This is a genomic window from Neofamilia massiliensis, assembly GCF_001299475.1.
Taxonomy (GTDB): domain Bacteria; phylum Bacillota; class Clostridia; order Tissierellales; family Peptoniphilaceae; genus Neofamilia; species Neofamilia massiliensis.
The window spans coordinates 732,344-753,388 of sequence record NZ_CYUJ01000003.1; the positions used below are offsets into that span (position 1 = coordinate 732,344).

Below are 21,045 nucleotides of genomic sequence, written 5' to 3' on the forward strand. Positions count from 1 at the left end.
ATTAATCTTCATCAAAAAACAAGTGTAGAATATTTTCAGCTTCAAGGCCTGAGCCAAAATATTTTTCTAGGTCTATGTCTTTTAACACTTCTAGTATATCATGTTTGTTATAATTTTGTCCATCCAAGGCACTTTCTACTTCTACAGAATCTGCAGTTCCAAAGTAGTCGCCTAGGATTTTTACGTTTGCTAGTTTTCCCTTTTCTACGTCAAAGGAAGTTTCTATAAAGCCTTGAGGAAATTTTATGCCCTTGGAAAATGATCCCTTAGGTGATTTTCCCCAGTTCCAATTCTTGTTGCCAAATCTCTTGGCCTTAATTTCTTCAACTTCTTTTAGTTCAGCATCTGACAACTTGTATTCTTTAACTTCTTCTCCCCTTTGGATAAAAAGTTCCTTTAATAAAACTTCTTTAAAGTCTTCTACTGTTACAGCTGAATCTAAATATGGTTTTATATTGGTTACTCTAGCCTTTACTGAAGTTACTCCCTTGCTTTTTAGTTTTTCAGGTCTGACCTTTAAGGCCTGGGCCAGGTTTTCCATTTGCACATCAAAAAGCATACAGCCATTTGAAAGGACTCTTCCCTTCCAAATTGATTGGGAGGCGCCAACAACTTTTTTCCCATCTACTGTAATGTCATTTCTACCAGATAGCTCTGCTGGAACTCCAATTTTTTTAAGCGCTTCAACTATTGGCACATAGTAGGTTGAAAAGTCAATTTTTCCTTGGCCCTTGTCCTTGGTTATAAAGGAAAAGTTTAAGTTGCCTAGGTCGTGATAAACTGCTCCGCCACCTGTAATTCTCCTTACAAGTTTTGTTCCAGACTCTTCTAAGAAATTTTCATTTATTTCTGCCCAGGCATTTTGGTTTTTTCCAATTATAACTGCCTTGTCATTTATCCAAAGGTAGACATATTCTTCGTCTCCATCTAGGGGCAGGTTTTTGAAAATAAATTCTTCAAATGCCAAATTGTATTCTGCGTCATTGGAATGAGATTCTACAAATTTCATCTTATCTCCTTCTAGGCTGGGCCATGTGAATAGCTTGGTCAAAAATTCCTGCTGCTGCCTCGTGGCTGGCTTCTGCTAAAGTTGGATGGGCGTGGATAGTTGAAATAATATCCTTAACTTCCAGGCCAGAGCTTTGAGCAAGAGCTAGTTCAGCTATTAAGTCTGAGGCGTGAGGTCCTAAAATGTGAGAGCCTAGAATCTTTCCATCTGGACTTGCAAGAATTTTTACAAAACCTGTTGGCTCGCCTGCACAAAGGGCCTTGCCGTTGGCTACAAAATTAAACTTTGATGATTTATATTCAATATTTTTTTCTTTTAATTCCTCTTCTGTATAGCCTGCATAGGCAATTTCATCTAAGGTAAAGACACAAGATGGATAGATTTCTAAATTAATTTCTGGCTCATGTCCCATAATTAATTCAGCTACATATTCACCTTGGGCTGATGCAACATGGGCAAGTTGTGGATTTCCCTTTACTAGGTCTCCAATAGCATAAACTCCCTTAAGGCTAGTTTGGAAGTCCTTGTCTACAATAACTCCGCCCTTGTCCATTTCAAGGCCAAGTCCTTCTTTTTCAAGGCCAGAAAAAACTGGTCCACGGCCTGATGCCATTAGAACATAGTCGCCTGTAACAATTTCTTCCTTGTCCTTGGTCTTGTACTTGGCTGTAACTTGGAGTTTGCCGTCAACTTGTTCAATTTTCTTGGCCCTAATGTCGTTATAAAGTTTTATGCCTTGCTTTTTTAGTTGGCTGGCAATTCTCTTTTGGATTTCGCCATCTGCATTTTTTAAAACCCTTGAAGATAGAACGTAGACCTGGCTGCCTAATTCTTGATAAATTGATGCAAATTCAAGGCCTATTACTCCGCCTCCAACTACTACTAGAGATTCTGGAACATGGTCTAATTCTAAGAGTTCATCTGAAGAAATTACTCCTTCTAGGTCTATGCCATCAACTGGAGGCATAGAAGGTTTTGAGCCGTTTGCTAAAATTATGGCGTCAAAGTTTTCTTCTAAAACTTCGCCTTCATCTGTTTGGATTTTAATAGTCTTCTCATCTTCAAGTTCTGCAAGGCCCTTGTAGATTTTTATATTGGCATAAGAATTTAAAAGTTGGTCAATTCCTGTTACTAGTTTGTTGACTACATCTTTTTTTCTAGCTAGGAGTTTTTCTCCATCTGCTAGAGGTTTTTCTGAAATTTTGATTCCAAATTCTTCAGCCTTGTTCATTTGGTGGATTAGTTCTGCTGATTTTGCATAGGCTTTTGTTGGAATACAGCCTCTGTTTAGGCAGGTTCCTCCAAAGCTGTCTTTTTCAATTATTACAACTTCAGCTTCTAGTTGGGCTAGTCTTATGGCTGCAACATAGCCTCCTGGTCCACCTCCAATTACTCCGACTTTTTTTGTCATACTTCCTCCTAAAAAAATAAAGGGAGGCAAAACTGCCTCCTTTTGAAATTATTTTATCCTTGATATTTTAATACAGGTTTTCTAGCTGCTAGAGTCTCGTCTGGACGTCTAACAGGAGTTGATAGAGGTGCATTCTTTAGAACTTCTGGGTTTTCCCTAGCTTCCTCAGCAATCTCTTTCATCGCCTTAATAAATTCATCAAGAGTTTCCTTAGTTTCTGATTCAGTTGGTTCTATCATTAATGCTTCTTGAACAATTAATGGGAAGTAAACTGTTGGTGGGTGGAAGCCCTTGTCCATCAGCCTCTTAGCAACGTCTAAGGTTCTAATTTCTCCATCATTGTCGTCTTTTAAACCAGCAAATAGACATTCATGCATACATACGCCTTTGGCTACTCTGTTGTAGTCGTCTTCTAGCATTTTTTGAATATAGTTTGCATTTAAAACTGCCATGTCAGCAACATCTCTTAGTCCGTTTGAGCCTAGAGATAATATATAAGTGTAAGCTCTAACTAAAGTTAAGAAGTGGCCTTGGAAGTCTTTAATTCTGCCTAGAGAATGTTCTCTATCAAAGTCTAGTCTATAAGTGTCGCCATCTTTTTCTACTGTAGGTTTTGGTAGAAATTCTGCTAAGAATTCTTTTACACCAATTGGTCCAGATCCTGGTCCACCACCACCGTGAGGAGTGGAGAAGGTCTTGTGTAGGTTTAGATGGATTACATCAAAGCCCATGTCTCCAGGTTTTGCATGGCCTAAAATAGCATTGGCATTGGCGCCATCATAGTAGCATAGGCCTCCTGCTTCATGGACTATTGCAGTAATTTCTTTAATGTTTCTATCAAATAAGCCAACTGTATTTGGATTAGTTAACATTAGGGCGCAAGTATCTTCGCCTACTGCTTTTCTTAATGAGTCTAGGTCAACTAAGCCGTTTTCGTCAGATTTGACTTCTCTAATTTCGCAACCAGCCATTGCTGCTGTTGCAGGGTTAGTTCCGTGAGCTGAGTCTGGGACAATTATGATATTTCTCTTATTGTCATTTCTAGCTTCGTGATAAGCCTTAATAGTTAAAATACCAGTGTATTCACCATGGGCTCCAGCTGCTTGGTTTAAAGACATTTTGTTCATGCCAGTAATTTCGCAAAGGTCTTTGTCTAGTTCATACATTAACCTTAAAGCACCTTGAACAGTTGATTCATCTTGAAGTGGATGAATGTTTGCAAAACCGTCAAGTCTTGAAGTTAATTCGTTGATTTTTGGATTGTACTTCATTGTACAAGATCCTAGTGGATAAAAACCTTGGTCTACTGAATAGTTTTTCATAGATAAATTAGTGTAGTGTCTGATAATTTGGTTTTCAGAAACTTCTGGAAAATCTAATTCATCCTCTCTTAAAAACTTTGAGTCAATAAGTTTGTCAACTTGTTTTTCTTCAACATCTAAAGCTGGAAGAGAATATGACTTACGGCCTGCTTCTGAAATTTCAAAAATTAATTTGTCGTAGTTAATCATTTTATTCCCTCCAATACTTCTACAAGTTTGTCTATTTCTTCTTTAGTTCTCTTTTCTGTTACTGCAAATAAGATGGCATTTTTGTATTCTGGGAAGTCTCTTCCTAGGTCGTAACCGCCAATTATACCTGCATCTAAAAGAGCCTTGTTAACTTTTTCAGCTTCAAGGTCAGAAGTTAAAGCAAATTCTAAGAAGAAAGGTCCTTCAAATAATGGTTTAAACTTGCCTGTGGCAAGAAGTTTGTCATAGGCATAGTGGGCTTTTTGAGTGGATTGGTAGGCAGCTTCTTTCATGCCTTCCTTACCCATAGTTACCATATAAATTGTTGCCCATAAAGCCATTAGTCCTTGGTTGGTACAAATATTTGAAGTAGCTTTTTCTCTCTTTATATGTTGTTCACGAGCAGCTAAAGTTAATACATAAGATCTCTTGCCATCTTCGTCAACAGTCTCTCCAATAAGTCTACCTGGAATCTTTCTCATAAACTTGTCGCTTGTAGCTAAAATTCCTAGATAAGGTCCACCATAGCCTAGAGGAAGTCCTAGAGATTGGCCTTCGCCAACTACAATGTCTACACCCATTTGGCCAGGAGTTTTTAAAAGTCCTAGGGAGAATGGATCTGTAGATAAAATCATTGCAGCTTTTTTAGCTGTATGAGTAATTTCAACAGCCTTTTCTACGTCTTCGATAATACCAAAGAAGTTAGGGCTTTGAACAATTACGCCAGCTGTTTCATCGTCAACTTTTGCCTTTAAGTCTTCAAGGTCAGTTTGGCCGTCTTTCATTTCAACTTCTACTAATTCAAGATGTTGGCTCTTTAAATAAGTCTTTAGAATTTCTAAAGATGTTGGGTTTATAGATTTTGAAACTAAAATCTTTCCCTTTCTTGAAGATGCACAAGCCATAATAGCTGCTTCTGTACAAGCTGTACCGCCGTCATATAGTGAGGCGTTAGCTATGTCCATACCTGTTAGTCTAGTAATTAGAGTTTGGAACTCAAAAATTGATTGTAGAGTTCCTTGGCTAATTTCTGGTTGGTAAGGAGTGTAAGAAGTATAAAACTCTGATCTTGAAATTAGTGAATCTATAATTGTTGGAATATAGTGGTCATAGGCTCCTGCTCCTAAGAAGCAAGGATAATCACTAACTGATTTATTTTCTTTTGCTAACTTACTAAGATAAGATAAAACCTCAAGTTCTGATTTAGACTCGTCTAACTTTAATGGTTCTTTAAGTCTAAAACTTTCTGGAATGTCATTGAACAAGTCATCTGTTGATGAAAGTCCAATTGCTTCCAGCATGGCCTTCTTATCCTGGTCAGTTGCTGGAACATAAGGGTGAGTCATTAATTATGCCTCCTCGCAGAAATCTTCGTATTGAGAATCTGTCATTAAATCTTCAACTTCTGCGTTGTCATTAATTTTGATTTTGCAAATCCAAGTTTCGTATGGATCTTCATTAACTTTTTCTGGTTCAGCATCTAGGTCTTCGTTAATTTCTACAACTACACCACTAACTGGAATGTTAATGTCTGCTGCAGTTTTTACAGATTCAACAGATCCAATGCTTTCGCCAATTTCATATTCTTCGTCAACATCTGGAAGTTCAATATAAACAATGTCTCCTAGTTGGTGTTGAGCAAAGTCTGATAGGCCAACATAGCCATATTCTCCGTCAACTTTTAACCATTCGTGATCTTCAGTGTAAAGTAATCCTTTTTCAATTTTTGCCATTTTTTTATCCTCCTAAAATTTATTTGTTATTTTCTTTTTTCCAATTTCTTAAAAAGTTTTTTGATATAGTCTTTGCCTTAATCATTCTCTTACGAACTTGAATTTCGACGTCTATATCTTTTTTAGCGTATTCTTTTTTAACTAGGGCATTTGCTATGGCCTTGCCAATAGTTGGGCTCATGTAGCCTGTTGTAATATAGCCAATTTCTTCGCCGTCTTTAAAGACCTTGGCGCCTTCTCTGGCTATACCTCTGTCTACAAGTTCAATACCTATAAGCTTTCTTTCTTGAGCTCCTTCGTCTTGTTTCTTTAAGGCATCCTTGCCAATAAAGTCTTCTTTATCTAATTTTACAAAGTATTTAAATCCACCTTCAAGTGGATTGACATCTTGTGAGATTTCGTGGCCATAAAGTGGTAGGCTGGCTTCAAATCTTAAAGTGTCCCTACAACCAAGACCAGTTGGCATAATGCCAAATTCTTCTCCAGCTTCTAAAACCTTGTCCCAAATTTTAACGATGTCGTCCCAGTCAGTGTAGATTTCAAATCCATCTTCACCTGTATAACCAGTTCTAGAAATCATTGCCTTTACGCCAGCAATTTCTACATCTCTTTTAAAAGTAAAGAACTTTAAAGTGCTTAGGTCAAAGTCAGTTAGTTTTTGAACAGTTTTTTCAGCTAAAGGTCCTTGAACAGCAACCTCACCTGTCTTGTCTGATACATTAATAACTTCAACATCAAAGCCGTCAGCTTGTTTTAAAAGCCATTCATAATCCTTGTCAGAATTAGCAGCATTAACTACTAAATAAACATCTTCTTCCGAAGCCTTGTAAGTTAAAAGGTCGTCTACAACTCCTCCGTTTTCATCACAGAAAAATCCATAGGCTATATGTCCGTCTTCTAGACTTTTAATGTCGTTAGTGTTTACATAATCAGCAAACTTTAATGCGTCTTTGCCTAGAAGCTTTATTTCTCCCATGTGAGATACGTCAAAGATTCCAACCCTTTGTCTTACTGCTTCATGTTCTGGAATAAGTCCTTCATAGTCAACTGGTAACATCCAGCCGGCATAATCAACAACATTGCCTCCTGCCTTTATATGGGCATCATAAAGCGGTGTTTTTTTTGCCATAATATTCCTCCTTTACATTATTATAAATATTTACTTGCGAAAACCTTTTCTCTTTTCTCAGTAAAATATAAATGTCACTATATATAATTATACCATTATTTTAAAAAAATATTCAAATTCTAACAAATCTATTTTAAATAATTTATTGACGAAATCTTAAAATTAATTTAAATTTGCCCAAGGCCAAAGCTTCTTAATTTTTACACAAGAAAAAAGGCCTAGAATTTTGTTTCTAAGCCCTTTTGTTTTTAAATAAACTTTTTGTTTTTTTTATGAAATTTAAGATTTTAAAGTATTTTTAGATTTTCAATTTTGTCGATTTTTAAAAGTTTTTTTTTCTTTTCTAAAAGCTCTTTTTGATCTTTTATTTCTGCCTTTAGTTTTTTTATTTGGTCTTTATCTGCCAGATCATTTTCTAAAAGTTCAATTAGCCTTTCTTGGCTGTCGATTAAATCATTTTTTATCAGGCTAAGAGGTTTGATGTCTTCTTTGAGAGCTTCTTTTTGTTCAGCAAGTTCTCTTTCGATTTCCTCTCTAAGTCTTTTTGTTTCCAGCTCAAGGTCTTTAAGTCTTTTCTTTATTCTATCAGTTCTGTACTTAACTTCAGGATATGCATCTATGAAACGGTTGTACAAAATGTTTTTGTTGGTAGCTAAAAGTTTAATTTCGTTTTTAATGTCTTCTGTGTTGTCAGCCTGAGACTGTTCAACATTTACCTTGACTAACTTCATAACAAAGTAAGAGACAATATAGTCAGCAAGCATAAGGATACTTATAACAATAACCAAGTACTTGCGCACAGAAAAGTCCAGCTTATAAAATAAGTCCATAAATATAGGATTAAAAACTCTTACAATTAAAAGGCCACCTAGGCCAAATAAAATTAAGTTTCCAATCCAAATTCTGCCATTTAGATTCATTGGCTTATAGCTATAATCCCACCATCTGGCGTGGTAGTTTTTTTCTAAAAAATATGAAACTAAGTACTCGACTAGGCCACAAATAAATACAGATGATAAAAATATTAGGGCAGCTGAGCTATCGTAAGTTCCTAAATAATTATTTGTAAGCACAATTAAAAAAGCTCCTAGGCCATAAATTGGACAGTAGGGGCCAACTAAGAATCCCCTGTTAGTAAATTTTTTAAATTGGATAGACTTTAAAGTAACTTCAATTAGCCAGCCAGCAACTGAAAAGATGAAGAAAATATAAATATAGTCTACTAAGTTTTTTACAGACATAATAATGTACCTTTCTAATTTTATAGATAATTTTTTTGTAGATAAAAGGACAAGCTAATATCCTGTCTCCAAATTTTTTTATAAGATTTTTATTCCCTGGTTACCTAGGTCTGTTATTAGCCCTTTCATTTCTAACAAGATTATTAGGGACGAAAGGTCGGCTACTGGAAGTTTTGTTTTTTCTACTAAAAGGTCTAGGTTGTCTACTCCTTCTTTTATTTGCTGGTAAACTAAGGCCTCATCTTCGCTTAGGTCTAAGTCAGCTAGGTCCACTTCCAATTGGACTTGATCATTTAGGGCTGGAAGGGCTAGCTTTATGTCCTCTATGTCAATTAGGGGAGTTGCCCCATCTTGGATCAGGCGGTTGGTTCCCACTGAATAAATAGAATTTATATTGCCAGGAACTGCAAAGACTTCTCTTCCTTGTTCTGCTGCAAGTCTGGCAGTTATTAAAGACCCAGACTTTTCCTTGGCTTCAATTACAATAACTCCATCAGACAGGCCAGAAATTATTCTGTTTCTCTCTGGAAACCTGTATGGAAGAGCCTCTGTTCCCAAAGGATATTCGCTAACTAAAGTTCCTTCCCTGTACATCCTTTGAAAAAGTTCTTCATTTTTTCCTGGGTATTTTAAATCTACTCCAGTACCTAAGACGCCAATGGTGTAGGCGCCATTATCTAAGGCTGCCTTGTGACTTTGGGCATCAATGCCTAGGGCCATGCCAGAAATTATTGTCGCATCTAAGGCTGCCAGGTCGCCGACAAATTTTTCAACTGCATATTTGCCATACTTAGTTGACTTTCTCGCCCCAACTACTCCAATTTTCACTCCTGACAGATCAAGGGGTTTTCCCTTTACATATAAGACTTTTGGACTTCTTTCGATCATCCTAAGTTCTTCTGGATAATTTTCATCAAAAATTGTAATGACGTCAGTTGCCGACTTGTTGATTTTGTCTACAAGAGAATTAATATAGTCCTTGGACCTTGATTGTAAAATTTTTTCTATACTCTTGTCCTTGGCCTTGGGAATTTTTTTTAGATCCTCTTCTTCCATATACAATATATCTTCAAGATTTTCTAAGGCTAAAATTTCGTCAAAGTATTCTTCATTTAAAAATAGGGAATGGAGATAAATTAAAATGTCTCTTTTTTCCATTTTCCCTCCTCGTTTTTTTCTATAACTATAAAGTCCTGGTCATAGGGACCTGTCATAAGTTTTTTTATAAGCCTGCACTGGCCTTTTAAAATATTTAGCTCTAAACCTGTAGCCTGGGCTAAGGGCTCAAGATAGCTTGTCACTTCATCAAGGTCATAGGTTTCAGTGTCAATTATATTAATAGCATCAATGCTGGCATAAATTTTTCTTACAAATTGGACTGCCTGGTCCTCGCCAACTTCTTCAACCTTTTTTAAAAAATCCAAAGGCGAATCCTTTACATAGTCCACCCAAGATTTTGTAAAAAACATAGAAGACATTGACCTAGGACTTTTCTTGTCGCTAGAAAGTAAAAGGTCTAAACAGTCTCCAGCCTTTGGAATAATTACCCTGCCATTTGTAGCTTTTAAATTTTCTGTTCCACCTCCACAAGAGCCTGTACAAATTAAAAATTCGTCTATATTATAAGTGGAGTTAATAAAGTCTTGGAGGTAGGCCTTTAATTTTTTTGGATCTGTGTGCAAGTTCTTTGGCATAAAGTGGATGGTCTCTTGAAAATTTGTTTCTTCATTAATACTTAGAACTTCTTTTTCTATAGTTTGACAGGCTAAAAGTATTTGTCTGGTCATTTTTAACTCCTATCTATTTCCCCAATAGTCATTGGCTATGGACCTATAAGAAATTGCCTCGAGCAGATGACTGTCTTTAATTTCTTCTGATCCTTCAAGGTCGGCTATGGTCCTAGAAACTTTTAAAATCTTATTATAGGCCCTGCCTGAAAATTTATATTTTTTAAAGGCCATTTGAATAAGTTTCTTTAGGCTAGGGTCGATTTTTATATATTCGTGGATTAGTTTGTCTGGAATTTGTGAATTTGAATAGATCTTCTTGCCTTCAAAGCGTTTAAGCTGAATGTCTCTGGCTCTTTCAACTCTTTTTAAAATCTCAGCTGACGACTCTGCCTTTTCACCTGAAGAAAGGTCGTCAAAGCTAACAGGATTTACTTCAACGTGGATGTCAATCCTATCTAAAATTGGCGCAGAAATTTTCCCTAGATAATTACTAATCTCCCTGTCAGTACAAGTACACTCGTGGTTAGGATCACCAAGATAGCCACAAGGACAAGGATTCATTGAGCATAGAAATAAGAAGTCAGACGGATATTGTAAGGTTGCTGAAACTCTAGAGATATTTACAACACAGTCTTCCATAGGCTGGCGCAAGGCTTCGATAACTGACCTTTGAAACTCTGGCAGTTCGTCTAAAAATAAAACTCCATTGTGTGCCAATGAAACCTCGCCTGGTTTTGGAATTCTGCCTCCGCCAATTAGAGATGCAGATGAGGCTGAATGGTGGGGAGACCTAAAGGGCCTTTGGCGAATTAGGCCTTCTTCTTTTAAAAGTCCTGCTACTGAATAAATTTTTGTAACTTCAATGGCCTCTTCAAAGGTTAGTCTAGGTAAAATCGATGGCAATCTCTTTGCTGCCATAGTCTTTCCAGATCCTGGAGGTCCAAGCATTAGGAGGTTGTGGTTACCAGCTGCAGAAATTTCTAAGGCTCTTTTTAATTTCTCTTGCCCCCTCATGTCTTCAAAATCTAGGTTGTAAAAGTCATTTTGCATGTCAATGTGGTCTAAAATAAAACGGTCAATTTTTTCCTTGCCGTCTAAAAAATCTATAACTTGGTTGAGGCTTTCAACTGGATAAATTTCAACGTCAGCTATAACTGCACATTCTTTTTTGTTGGCAGCTGGCACAATAAATTTTTTATAGCCCAGGTCTCTACAGGAAATAACCATAGGCAAGGCGCCGTCAATTCTATTAATGGCCCCGTCTAGAGACAGCTCTCCTAAAAATATGTATTCTTCAGCCTTATCATAATTAAGCTGGTCAGAAGAAGCTAAAATTCCCAAGGCAATTGCCAAATCCATTTGGGTTCCTTCTTTTTTTAAATTTGCAGGAGCAAGGTTTGTTGTAATTTTTGCAACAGGAAACTCCAGACCAGAATTTCTCACAGCAGCCCTGGCCCTTTCAACAGATTCCTTAACAGCAGTTGCAGGCAGGCCAACTATCATAAACTTTGGCATTCCTCTGGAAATATCTGTCTCCACATCAATAATGTGACCTTCTAAACCCTCTAAAGTGCAAGTCTTTATACAAGAAAACATTTGTCCCTCCTAAATTTTTATTGGCTAATATAATTATATCATAGTAGCTAAAAAAATCAGCTAGAGACGAAAATTTCCCTAGCTGATTTTATAATTTTCTCTTTATGCGTTTTTTCTTAGGCTTGGTTTTTCTTCTAATCTTTCTTCCCAAAGTTCTTTTGATCTTTCTTCCCAGTTATCTGCATAAGGTTGGCACTTGTTACACAAGTGGTCGGCAGATTCTGGTGACTGCATATCAGTTGACTTAGATCCACTTTTTTCTACCATAGACTTTAAGGCATGAGGATTTTCCAACATTGGACATGGCCTAAAAAGGTTGTCGTTAAATGGTTGGTTGTCGTGGTAGGCTTGGAAAAGTGGTGAACGCAAGGCTTCAAGCACAGTTTTTTCACGAATATTTGAATCTGAATAGTGGACAAAGGCACATGGTTCAAAGTCTCCGTTGGCATTAATGTGCAGGTATCTTCTACCGCCAGCTATACATCCGTTTACATATTCACCGTCATTTTGGAAGTCAATGACAAATAGAGGATTGTTTTTACGATATTCTCTAATTTGTCTGTAGACATATTCCCTTTGGTCTGGTGTTGGTAAAAGTTCTGGACTTGCATCCATGCCTACTGGCATATAGTGGAAGTACCAAACGAAATATGCTCCGTTTGCTGCTATCATATCTAAGTATTCTTTAGAAGTGATGGCCTTGTAGTTGGCAGATGTGTAACAACATGAAATTCCATAAATTAATTTTCTTTCATGAAGGATCTTCATTGCCTTTATAACCTTGTCATAAACTCCCTCACCCCTACGTTGGTCAGTTGCATCGTCAAAACCTTCTAGGGAAATTGCTGGTGCAAAGTTTTTAACCCTTAGCATCTCGTCAGCAAATTCTTCGTCAATTAAGGTTCCGTTAGTAAAGGCTGTAAACATACAGTCGTCGTGTTTTTCACATAGGCGGATAATGTCTTTTTTTCTTACAAGTGGTTCTCCACCTGATAGGATATACATATAAACACCAAGTTCTTTTCCTTGGTTAATAATGTCGTCCATTTCTTCAAAGCTTAAATTTAGTTTGTTTCCATACTCAGCTGCCCAACAACCTGTACATTGTAAGTTACAAGCTGAAGTTGGGTCCATTAAAATAGCCCATGGAATATTACAATTATATTTTTCCCTTAATTTATTTTGAACTGGCCCACTTTTTAAATTTGAGTTCACAAAAAAGTTAACGGCTGCAGTTTTCATAACTTCAGGGTCGATGTCATTTACAACATGGCGGACATAAGGATAGTATGGGTCATCTGGGTCTTCAATAGCCTTGCGAATTATTGTTCTTTGGCTTTCGTAAAGGCCGCCAGAAAATTTGTCAGCCCAATCCATTAGGTCACGTAAATTCTTCTCTGGGTCTTTATAAAGATGATCAAAAGCACTAGTCAAGCCTAGTTTTGCAATATTTGATTTAACACTCATATATAACCTCCTAGCTTTCTATATTTTATAGTATAACAAAAGTTATATAATATTCGAATAGTTAAATGGTTAAAGCTGTACTAATTAGTACAAAAATTAAGATTTGTACTAATTTATACAGAAATCTAAATTTGACTAATAAAACATTTTTTCTAAAAGCTCGTTGTAGATGTCAATTAACTTATCAACACTTTCCTCAATATCTGCCTTCATTCCATTCCACAAAAACTCCATAAAGAAACCATAAATAGAATATCTTACAATATCTGTAATAGCCTGGGCCCTAGCTGGATCTACATTTTTCTCTTTTGCAATTTTCATAAGACGGTGGCTGATTATACTATTGGTTTCATCAAAAATATATCTTTCTAAACGGTCTCTAGAAATTGAATTAAAGATGTTGTAGACCTTGGTTCCATTTTCCCTGCAGTCATATAACATGGACTTTAAAACTTCTTTTAGATCTTTCTTTGCTGCTTCTTGGTCGTATTTTTTTATTAGGCTAATTAAGACATCATCTAAAAGGTCGTATATGTCCTCGTAGTGGTAGTAAAAAGTATTTCTACTAATATTGCATTCCTTTATTAGTGAAGTCACTGTAATTTTATCAAAGGACATTTTATCTAACATAGATAAAAAAGTATCATAAATAAGTCCTTGGGTGTAATTGGCCATAAATGTCTCCCTTTCAAAATTTAGTTTGCGTTTAAAAGCTTCCTATAAATATTTAATACCCTACTAGGGCTTTTTATTACCAGTAAAAACTCAGTCATTTAATATTGCAATTTAGATTTTTCCTTGCTTATTTTCAAGTAAGGTTTTTAAAAAATTTTTGCCTCCATATGTTATAATTATAAAATACGATGCTTTTATAATTTTTTTGTCATAATTGTGTCGTTAGAAGTTATTCTATTCTAAGTAAAAAAATAAAGGAGGTTCTATATGAACTATTGGGTTTTAATAGGCGTACTGATAATTGTCATTGGATTTGTTCTAAAGCTTGATGTTGTTGCAGTAGTGCTTATATCCGGATTGGTTACCGGTCTTATTGCCGGCATGCCAATTGTTGAAGTTTTAGATGTAATTGGGAAGGGATTTGTCAACAACAGATACATGTCTCTTTTCTTCTTAAGCTTACCTCTAATTGCTATTATGGAAAGATATGGTCTTAAAGACAGGGCTGCAGAGGCTATTCAAAAGATGAAGTCTGCCAGCGCCGGCGGTGTTGTTGGCCTTTACATCTTAATTAGATGGGCAGCTGCTGCACTTTCTCTAAGACTTGGTGGTCACGTTCAATTTGTTAGACCATTAATTTTACCTATGGCTGAAGGAGCTGCAAACAAGAAGGTTGAGCTTTCTGACAAGAGACTTGAGGAGTTAAAGGGCCTTGCTGGGGCTGCTGAAAACTATGGAAACTTTTTTGGACAAAATATTTTCCCTGTAGCTTCTGGTGTACTTTTAATTCAAGGTACTCTTAACCAAGCAGGTTATGATGTTACTAATGGTGAAATAGCGAAGAGTTCTATTTTAGCTGGGGTTTCTATGTTAATTCTAGCTTTGGTCCAATGCTATTTATATGAGAGAAGACTAAGAAAGGACATGAAACATGTTTAAATTCATAGCTGATAACAGCATTATAATTGATGAAATCATCTATATTTTATGTGGACTGATTTGTATTATGACTGGTATTACTGGTCTTAGAAATAAAAAATCCGCGGCGGGAACTTTCGCCTTTTGGACTTTGCTTGGCGTTTTATTTTGCACCGGCAAGCTTTTAGTTGACAAGCTAGAATATGGTGGAGCTATTGTTGGTGGCCTTTTACTTGTGCTTGGAGTTTTAACTTTGACTAAACAAGTTCAAGTCGGCGAGTTTGAAGACCAAAGTGAAGCACAAAAGCTAGAGTATGGCAAAAGAGTTGGCAATAAGATTTTTATTCCTGCTTTAGCTATTGGTATTATAGCTATGATTATGGCCCAAGCAAAGAGCTTTAAGATTCCTGTTGGTACAGGTGAAGAAGGTCCAATTTACTTTGGTTTTTCAGCGGCACAAACTTTGGGTATATCATCTATAATAGCTATAATCATCGCCCTTGTTATTACAAAGGCCAAGTATCATGAAACTAAGGAAGATACTGCAAAGATGCTTATGACTATTGGTAGTTCATCACTATTACCACAACTTCTAGGTGCCCTTGGTACTGTTTTTGCAGCTGCAGGCGTTGGTGAAGTTATTGGTTCTGGTGTAGCTGCTATTGTGCCAGCTGAAGCAAAAGTTTTAGGTGTAGTTGCATATTGTCTGGGCATGGTTATATTTACAATGATCATGGGTAATGCCTTTGCTGCATTTACTGTTATTACACTTGGGGTTGGTATTCCATTTGTAATTGCAAACGGTGCAAACCCAGCAATAATCGGCGCTCTTGGTATGACTTGTGGATACTGTGGTACTCTTATGACACCTATGGCTGCAAACTTCAACATCGTTCCTGCAGCTATTCTTGAAACAGACAATGAATACACAATTATGAAAACTCAAGCACCAGTGGCATTAACTTTAGTAGTTGTTCACATTATATTGATGTTAGTATTTGGATTTTAATTTAAAAGGAGTGATTTTTTGAAAATCTTAGTAACTGGATTTGACCCATTTGGCGGCGAATCTATTAACCCTGCAATTGAATCTGTAAAGAAATTACCAGATGAAATTAAGGGAGCGGAAATAATTAAGTTAGAAATTCCTACAGTAATTGGAAAATCTGTTGATAAAATTAGAGCAAAGATAGAAGAAGTTGATCCTGATGTAGTCCTATCTATTGGACAAGCAGGAGGAAGACCTGACATTACAGTGGAAAGAGTTGGAATAAACTGCGACGACTGCAGAATCAAAGACAACGAAGGTAATCAACCAATTGATGAAAAGATAGCTGAAGACGGCCCAGCGGCATACTTCTCAACACTACCAATAAAGGCAATGGTTGAACATATTAAAGAAGGTAAAATCCCAGCATCAGTTTCAAACTCTGCAGGAACATTTATCTGTAACCACGTTCTATATGGGGTTGCTCATATTCAAGCAACAAAATATCCAAATATGAGAACTGGTTTTATCCACATCCCATTCTTACCAGAACAAGTTACTGATAAGAAGAATATGCCGTCAATGGCACTAGATACAATTGTAAAGGCACTAGAACTTGCAATAGAAGCAATTGTGGAAAATGATACAGATATAAAAGTTACTGGTGGAAAAACCCACTAAAGGAAGAGGGTAAAGCGAAAGCTTTCCTCAGACTGTTGACAAAGCAGGTGCGTATGCACCTGCTTTTTTAATTTGATCTATCAGACGATGTCCATCTATCTTAAAATCTCCTCTAAATTTGGACCTGATAATCTCATCATCTTCTAATTCTAATAAAATTTGATCTTTATATTAAGTAAAGCCATGTCCTAGTGGATACTTATACGATTTTGTTTTGGGAAAAGTTATATTTTACTCAATTTTTACCCATCCTTTAAGCCAACTTTTTCAAAGTCTCCTAGTCTTAAAACAGGGAGATGATTAAATTGATAAGTAGTCAAAGAATTCGAAAAATTATTAGCGGTCTATCTACAATTATCTTAGTAGAACTTTTAACCTACAACCTGCCCTTTTTAAATTTAGACAGGACTAAGGTCATAAGTAGTTTAGTTTTACTTGCACTAATCGACCTAATTTTCTTTTTATATTTTTTCCGCTGCCCAAATTGCAAAAAACTTTTAAGCCTTAAATATCCCTTCCAACACAAGTGCAAGGAATGTGGCTACGACATAAGATAAGTTCTTATTGGAAGGCGTCTATAAAGTGGTTAAGGTCCTCTGTTTCTGAATAGATTTCTATAACGTCAAACCGTGGTTGGAGGTCTTCTTTGTTTACAAAGTGGTAGTAGTACTCTGCCGCTTTTTTTATTTTCTTTTGTTTAATCTCGTCTACTGCTTCTGCTCCGTAGCCGTAGTTGGCATTTTTTCTCTGTTTGACTTCTACAAAGACTAGGTAAAAATCTTTTTTGGCTATTAGGTCAATTTCTCCTTCGCCGTGGAAGATAAAATTTCTCTCTAGGATTTCATAGCCTTCATCTTTTAAATAGGCCTCTGCCTTTTTTTCTCCCAGGTCTCCAATTCTCTTGGCCTCATCTTCCCACTTTTTCATATTTTTTAAAAATGACTGCCTGTGAATTGGACATGGGCCGTGTTTTAAAAGGGCCTCCCTGTGGGCTTTAGTTCCATAGCCCTTGTGTTTTAAAAATCCATAGCCTGGATAATCTTCTTCGTATTTTTTGCACAAGACTTCATCCCTGTAGACCTTGGCTAAAATTGAAGCGCAGGCTATTGAATAGCACTTATCATCTCCCTTGTCCAAAGAAACAGTTTCTATATGAGATTTTATTTTTACTGAGTCAACTAAGACTAAGTCGGCAACAATGTTTTTCTTTTTTAATTTTTCTTCCAGGTCCACTAAGGCCTTTTCCATTGACAGAATTGTTGCTTGAAGGATATTTATCTTGTCTATGGTTTGGGCTGAGGCGCCTGCTATTGAAAAGTCTACTGCTGCTTCTTTGATTTTTCCTGCCAGGACCTGTCTCTTTTTTGCTGAAAGTTTTTTTGAATCCTTTATCCCTTCAATTAGGCCTAGGTCATGGGCTTCTTCGTTGATCTTGTCAAAGTCAACGCAAACTGCTGCTGCAACAACATCACCTGCAAGAGGTCCTCTGCCAACTTCGTCTATGCCAATAATATATCTCTTGCCTTGTGCATGGTAGGATCTTTCTATATCAAACATTAGGCTCCTCCAAAGAAATTCTGCCAATGGTCGCCTTTCTAAATTCGTCTAAGATTATATCTGTAACCCTAGTGTATTCAATTTCACTTCTACGCATAATGGCCCCTCTCTTCCTGGCGATTTCTTCCATGGTCTCTAGGGGTCTTCCTTGAATCTTTATCTTAAATCTCTTTTCAAGAAGGTCTGGATAGTGGTCTGATAAATGCTCAACTAACTTTAGAGCCACATCTTCCTTAGGAAGGACTTCATCTTTTATTGATCCAATATAGGCCAAGTGAAGGGCCAGCTCTTCTGATTCAAATTTCGGCCACAAAACTCCTGGCGTGTCTAAAAGTAAAAGGTCTTCGCCAACTTTGATCCACTGGTTGGTCCTAGTTACTCCTGGAGTATTGCCTGTCTTTGTAGATTTTTTCTTGGCTAGTGAGTTTATTAAAGTTGACTTACCAACGTTAGGAACACCAATTATCATGGCCCTAACTTGTTTAGAAATAATTCCTCGATCTACATCTCTGGCTCTTTTTTCTTCCATGGTCTTGTGGACTTCTTTCATTAGCTCAGGAATGCCCTTGCCAGTATTTGAATTTAGTTCAACTGCTGGGATGTTATTTTCTTTATAGTAGGCCAGCCATTTTTTGTTGGTTTCAGGGTCAGCTAGGTCTGCCTTATTAAAAATTAAAATCCTCTTTTTGTCTCCTAAAAGTTCTTTAAGCAGGGGATTTTCTGTTGCCCTTGGTGCCCTTGCATCAACTAGTTCAAAGGCCAGGTCTACTTTTTTTAAATTTTCTCTAATAGAATCCGAAGTCTTTTTCATGTGACCTGGATACCAGTTTATATTTAAATTCATTTTATCACCTGTTTTAATTATACTATAGAAGCATCCTCTTTACATAGAAAAAAGCTGCTAGAAAATCTAACAGCTTAAGGGTCAATTCTATTTATTTTTCAAAAACAATTTTTCGATTATACTTTTATAAATTCCAAAGCCTATAAGCACTCCAATACAGTTTGCTATTGAGTCATTAATATTTATGTTTCTAAAAGTAAAACCTTGGATGAATATTAATATAAATTGGCACAATTCTAAACCTAAGCCTAAGGCTATGGCAATTTTTAAAATCTTCTTAATGTCTAAATCTTACTTTAAAACTCCCATTAGAAATCCAAAGGGTAGGGTCATAATAATATTTAAAACAAAATCTCTAAGGTTAAATCCAGAGAAAAACGGAAGCAAATTTACATTTGTGCTAATTATTTCTTTTAAAGTTAATTCGCTTCTCATTGTGTCTGCAATATCTGTCTTTAAATAAATTGGAAATATTGCATACTTTAGTAGCAATAAAATGTATGCAAAAAATATTGTTTTGATTATTCTTTCTCTTGTCGTCATTTTATTTCTCTTTAATATCAAATAGATTAAAAATGGTAGAAATAATATTGCACCTGTAAATAAGTTAATTTCAATTATCATTTTATCACCTATCTTAATTATACTATACAAGCATCCTCTTTACATAGAAAAAAGCTGCTAGAAAATCTAACAGCTTAAGGGTTGTTTTTAAAATTTGCTATCGTCTATTTTGTCTAGTTGTGACTTTATTGTCTCAACTGCTGCTTCCATTGTTCCATCTGCAAATGGACTCTTTAGGCCAGTTGATGCAACTAGGTCTAGGAAGGACTTTGATCCACCTAGCTTGCATAGGTCTAAATAAGTTTCCATAGCCTTGTCGTGGTCTTCTAGGCTCATTCTAAAGAAGCCAATGGCACAAACTTGGGCCAAAGTGTAGTCTATATAATAAAATGGACTTTGGAAAATGTGGGCTTGTTTAAAGAAAAATCCACCTGAGTTTAAAAAGTCATTGTCCTTGTAGTCCCTATGAGGTAAATACATTTTTTCTAACTCTCTAAATTTATTTCTTCTCTCTTCTGGACTGGCGTCTACATTTTCGTAAACGTAGTGTTGGAAGTGGTCAACTAAGGCCCCATAAGGTAGGAATTCCATTGTTCCAGCCATGTGAGCAAACTTAAATTTTTCTGTATTTTCTTCAAAGAAAAGATCCATGTATGGGTAGGTTAAAAATTCCATAGACATTGAGTGGATTTCACAAGCTTCATAAGTTGGAAAACCGTAAGCTGATAGAATTTGGTTCCTAGATAGATACATTTGTAGGGCGTGGCCTGCTTCGTGGGTTAGAACTTCTACGTCCCCAGCTGTTCCATTTAGGTTGGCGAAGATAAATGGCACCTTGTATTCTTCTAGGCTAGTACAATAACCTCCAGACATTTTTCCGTCGTGGCTTAGTAAATCAAATAGATTATACTTGGTCATAATTGTAAAAAATTCATCAGTTACTGGTCCAAGACCCTTGTACATTTCCTTGCCCTTTTCTATAATCCACTCTGGGTCGCCTTTAGGGTTGGCGTTACCTGAATTAAAGTTTAGGGCTTCGTCATAGTAGTAAAGGTGGTCAAGGCCTAGTCTCTTTTCTTGTCTCTTTCTCAATTCTGTAGCAAAAGGCACAACGTGTTTTACAATTTGCTCTCTGTACTTTGCAACTTCTTTTGGACCGTAGTCTGACCTAGACATTCTTAAATATCCAAGTTCAACAAAGTTTTCAAAGCCAAGTTTTTTTGCCATCCTGTCTCTAACGTGAACTAGGCGGTCGTAAATATCGTCAAACTTTTCCATATTTTTCTCAAAGAAACCAAAGTAGGCTTCGTTGGCCTTAATTCTAGTTTCCCTGTCCTTTGATTCGATTAGTGGCCTTAGGCGAGAAAGGGTATATTTTTTTCCATCTAAGTCAATTTCTGCTGAGCCAATTAGATCTTGGTATTCGTTGGAAATTTTTGCTTCTTCAACTAGGTCTTCAATAATTTCTGGACTAAAGGACTTTTCGTTCATTTCATAAAGGTTAAAAACTTGCTTGCCAAAAACTTCTTCTAAGCCAGCCCTGTGGTCTGAATATAAAACTGCCTTATTAAAATTGTTGGCAACGTCTTGGACCCTTGGCCCAATTTCGTCAAAGTATTCAGACTCGCCCTTATAAAATTCATCTCTGGTGTCTATTGAATACCTAATACTTGCAATAGTTCCTGCTGTGTTAATTTTTTCAGAGGCCTTGTCAACTTTCTTTATTAGGTCTACTTGGCCTTGTAAGTCTTTTTTAGGAAACTCTTCTGCGGCTTCTTTTAGTAGATCAATAAAGCCATCAACATCTGGTCTCTTGTATTCTATGTCTTGAAACTTTTTCATAAATCCTCCTAGTGTTTTTTATTTTCTCATTCTTATTATAGTACAGAAATCCTTTTCCTTAAATAGGAAATAGGAAAGAAATTCACTTTTCCTTTTAGAGAAACTTTTGTGTTATAATTTTTTTAAGATTATTTTAACAAAAATTTTAG

General features: G+C 36.3%; 20 protein-coding genes. 4 read left to right on the top strand and 16 right to left on the bottom strand.

Translation table 11 applies throughout. The annotated features are described in order from the left end of the window. Nucleotide 1: 1 nt before the first annotated feature. The 12 genes from BN2667_RS07865 to BN2667_RS07920 form a co-directional block, all read right to left on the bottom strand. Nucleotides 2–1,009: a lipoate--protein ligase gene (locus BN2667_RS07865; RefSeq protein WP_054252776.1), complete on the bottom strand. Its 1,008-nt coding sequence runs from the start codon at nt 1,007–1,009 to the stop codon at nt 2–4. A 1-nt stretch (nt 1,010) separates the two neighbouring features. Further along, on the bottom strand, nt 1,011–2,420 hold the full coding sequence (gene lpdA, locus BN2667_RS07870; RefSeq protein WP_054253022.1) for a dihydrolipoyl dehydrogenase: 1,410 nt from the start codon (nt 2,418–2,420) through the stop codon (nt 1,011–1,013). Between the two features lie 53 nt (nt 2,421–2,473). Beyond that, entirely contained in the window at nt 2,474–3,931 is a 1,458-nt protein-coding gene (gene gcvPB / locus BN2667_RS07875; RefSeq protein WP_054252777.1) for an aminomethyl-transferring glycine dehydrogenase subunit GcvPB, read from the bottom strand. Then, nucleotides 3,928–5,277 (bottom strand): aminomethyl-transferring glycine dehydrogenase subunit GcvPA, encoded by a 1,350-nt coding sequence (gcvPA, locus tag BN2667_RS07880; RefSeq protein WP_054252778.1) that lies wholly within the window; start codon nt 5,275–5,277, stop codon nt 3,928–3,930. Before gcvPA ends, gcvPB begins: the two co-directional genes overlap by 4 nt. Before the next feature lie 3 nt (nt 5,278–5,280). After that, entirely contained in the window at nt 5,281–5,664 is a 384-nt protein-coding gene (gene gcvH / locus BN2667_RS07885) for a glycine cleavage system protein GcvH (protein ID WP_054252779.1), read from the bottom strand. A gap of 19 nt (nt 5,665–5,683) precedes the next feature. Further along, nucleotides 5,684–6,793: a glycine cleavage system aminomethyltransferase GcvT gene (gene gcvT, locus BN2667_RS07890; RefSeq protein ID WP_054252780.1), complete on the bottom strand. Its 1,110-nt coding sequence runs from the start codon at nt 6,791–6,793 to the stop codon at nt 5,684–5,686. A 287-nt stretch (nt 6,794–7,080) separates the two neighbouring features. Next, a complete protein-coding gene (locus tag BN2667_RS07895; RefSeq protein ID WP_054252781.1) occupies nt 7,081–8,034 on the bottom strand; it encodes a putative ABC transporter permease in 954 nt (317 codons plus the stop codon). Between the two features lie 78 nt (nt 8,035–8,112). Beyond that, complete coding sequence (gene dprA / locus BN2667_RS07900) at nt 8,113–9,192, bottom strand: DNA-processing protein DprA (RefSeq protein ID WP_054252782.1); 1,080 nt, start codon at nt 9,190–9,192, stop codon at nt 8,113–8,115. Beyond that, nucleotides 9,171–9,821: a DUF1638 domain-containing protein gene (locus BN2667_RS07905; protein ID WP_054252783.1), complete on the bottom strand. Its 651-nt coding sequence runs from the start codon at nt 9,819–9,821 to the stop codon at nt 9,171–9,173. The genes dprA and BN2667_RS07905 overlap by 22 nt, the downstream gene beginning before the upstream one ends. Nucleotides 9,822–9,830: 9 nt before the next feature. After that, a complete protein-coding gene (locus BN2667_RS07910; RefSeq protein ID WP_054252784.1) occupies nt 9,831–11,360 on the bottom strand; it encodes a YifB family Mg chelatase-like AAA ATPase in 1,530 nt (509 codons plus the stop codon). Nucleotides 11,361–11,462: 102 nt separating this feature from the next. After that, complete coding sequence (locus BN2667_RS07915; RefSeq protein WP_054252785.1) at nt 11,463–12,827, bottom strand: radical SAM/SPASM domain-containing protein; 1,365 nt, start codon at nt 12,825–12,827, stop codon at nt 11,463–11,465. A 135-nt stretch (nt 12,828–12,962) separates the two neighbouring features. Then, nucleotides 12,963–13,502 carry a TetR/AcrR family transcriptional regulator gene (locus BN2667_RS07920; RefSeq protein ID WP_054252786.1) on the bottom strand — a complete coding sequence of 180 codons (540 nt, stop codon included), beginning with the start codon at nt 13,500–13,502 and terminating at the stop codon, nt 12,963–12,965. A gap of 267 nt (nt 13,503–13,769) precedes the next feature. Between BN2667_RS07920 and BN2667_RS07925 the strand changes: the two genes are divergently transcribed. The 4 genes from BN2667_RS07925 (at nt 13,770) to BN2667_RS07940 (ending at nt 16,646) form a co-directional block, all read left to right on the top strand. Then, a complete protein-coding gene (locus tag BN2667_RS07925; RefSeq protein WP_054252787.1) occupies nt 13,770–14,441 on the top strand; it encodes a DUF969 domain-containing protein in 672 nt (223 codons plus the stop codon). Next, on the top strand, nt 14,434–15,429 hold the full coding sequence (locus tag BN2667_RS07930; protein WP_054252788.1) for a DUF979 domain-containing protein: 996 nt from the start codon (nt 14,434–14,436) through the stop codon (nt 15,427–15,429). Before BN2667_RS07925 ends, BN2667_RS07930 begins: the two co-directional genes overlap by 8 nt. 18 nt (nt 15,430–15,447) lie before the next feature. Then, nucleotides 15,448–16,089, top strand: a complete 642-nt coding sequence (gene pcp, locus BN2667_RS07935) for a pyroglutamyl-peptidase I (protein WP_054252789.1) — start codon at nt 15,448–15,450, stop codon at nt 16,087–16,089. 305 nt (nt 16,090–16,394) lie between these two features. Then, nucleotides 16,395–16,646, top strand: a complete 252-nt coding sequence (locus BN2667_RS07940) for a hypothetical protein (protein WP_054252790.1) — start codon at nt 16,395–16,397, stop codon at nt 16,644–16,646. A 4-nt stretch (nt 16,647–16,650) separates the two neighbouring features. Here BN2667_RS07940 and BN2667_RS07945 read toward each other — a convergent pair whose 3' ends face one another. The 4 genes from BN2667_RS07945 to BN2667_RS07960 form a co-directional block, all read right to left on the bottom strand. Further along, nucleotides 16,651–17,646: a ribonuclease HII gene (locus tag BN2667_RS07945; RefSeq protein ID WP_054252791.1), complete on the bottom strand. Its 996-nt coding sequence runs from the start codon at nt 17,644–17,646 to the stop codon at nt 16,651–16,653. Beyond that, complete coding sequence (gene ylqF, locus BN2667_RS07950) at nt 17,639–18,490, bottom strand: ribosome biogenesis GTPase YlqF (RefSeq protein ID WP_054252792.1); 852 nt, start codon at nt 18,488–18,490, stop codon at nt 17,639–17,641. The genes BN2667_RS07945 and ylqF overlap by 8 nt, the downstream gene beginning before the upstream one ends. Nucleotides 18,491–18,781: 291 nt before the next feature. Next, nucleotides 18,782–19,114 (bottom strand): hypothetical protein, encoded by a 333-nt coding sequence (locus tag BN2667_RS07955; protein ID WP_054252793.1) that lies wholly within the window; start codon nt 19,112–19,114, stop codon nt 18,782–18,784. Nucleotides 19,115–19,201: 87 nt separating this feature from the next. After that, nucleotides 19,202–20,896 carry a M3 family oligoendopeptidase gene (locus BN2667_RS07960; protein WP_054252794.1) on the bottom strand — a complete coding sequence of 565 codons (1,695 nt, stop codon included), beginning with the start codon at nt 20,894–20,896 and terminating at the stop codon, nt 19,202–19,204. Nucleotides 20,897–21,045: the final 149 nt, after the last annotated feature.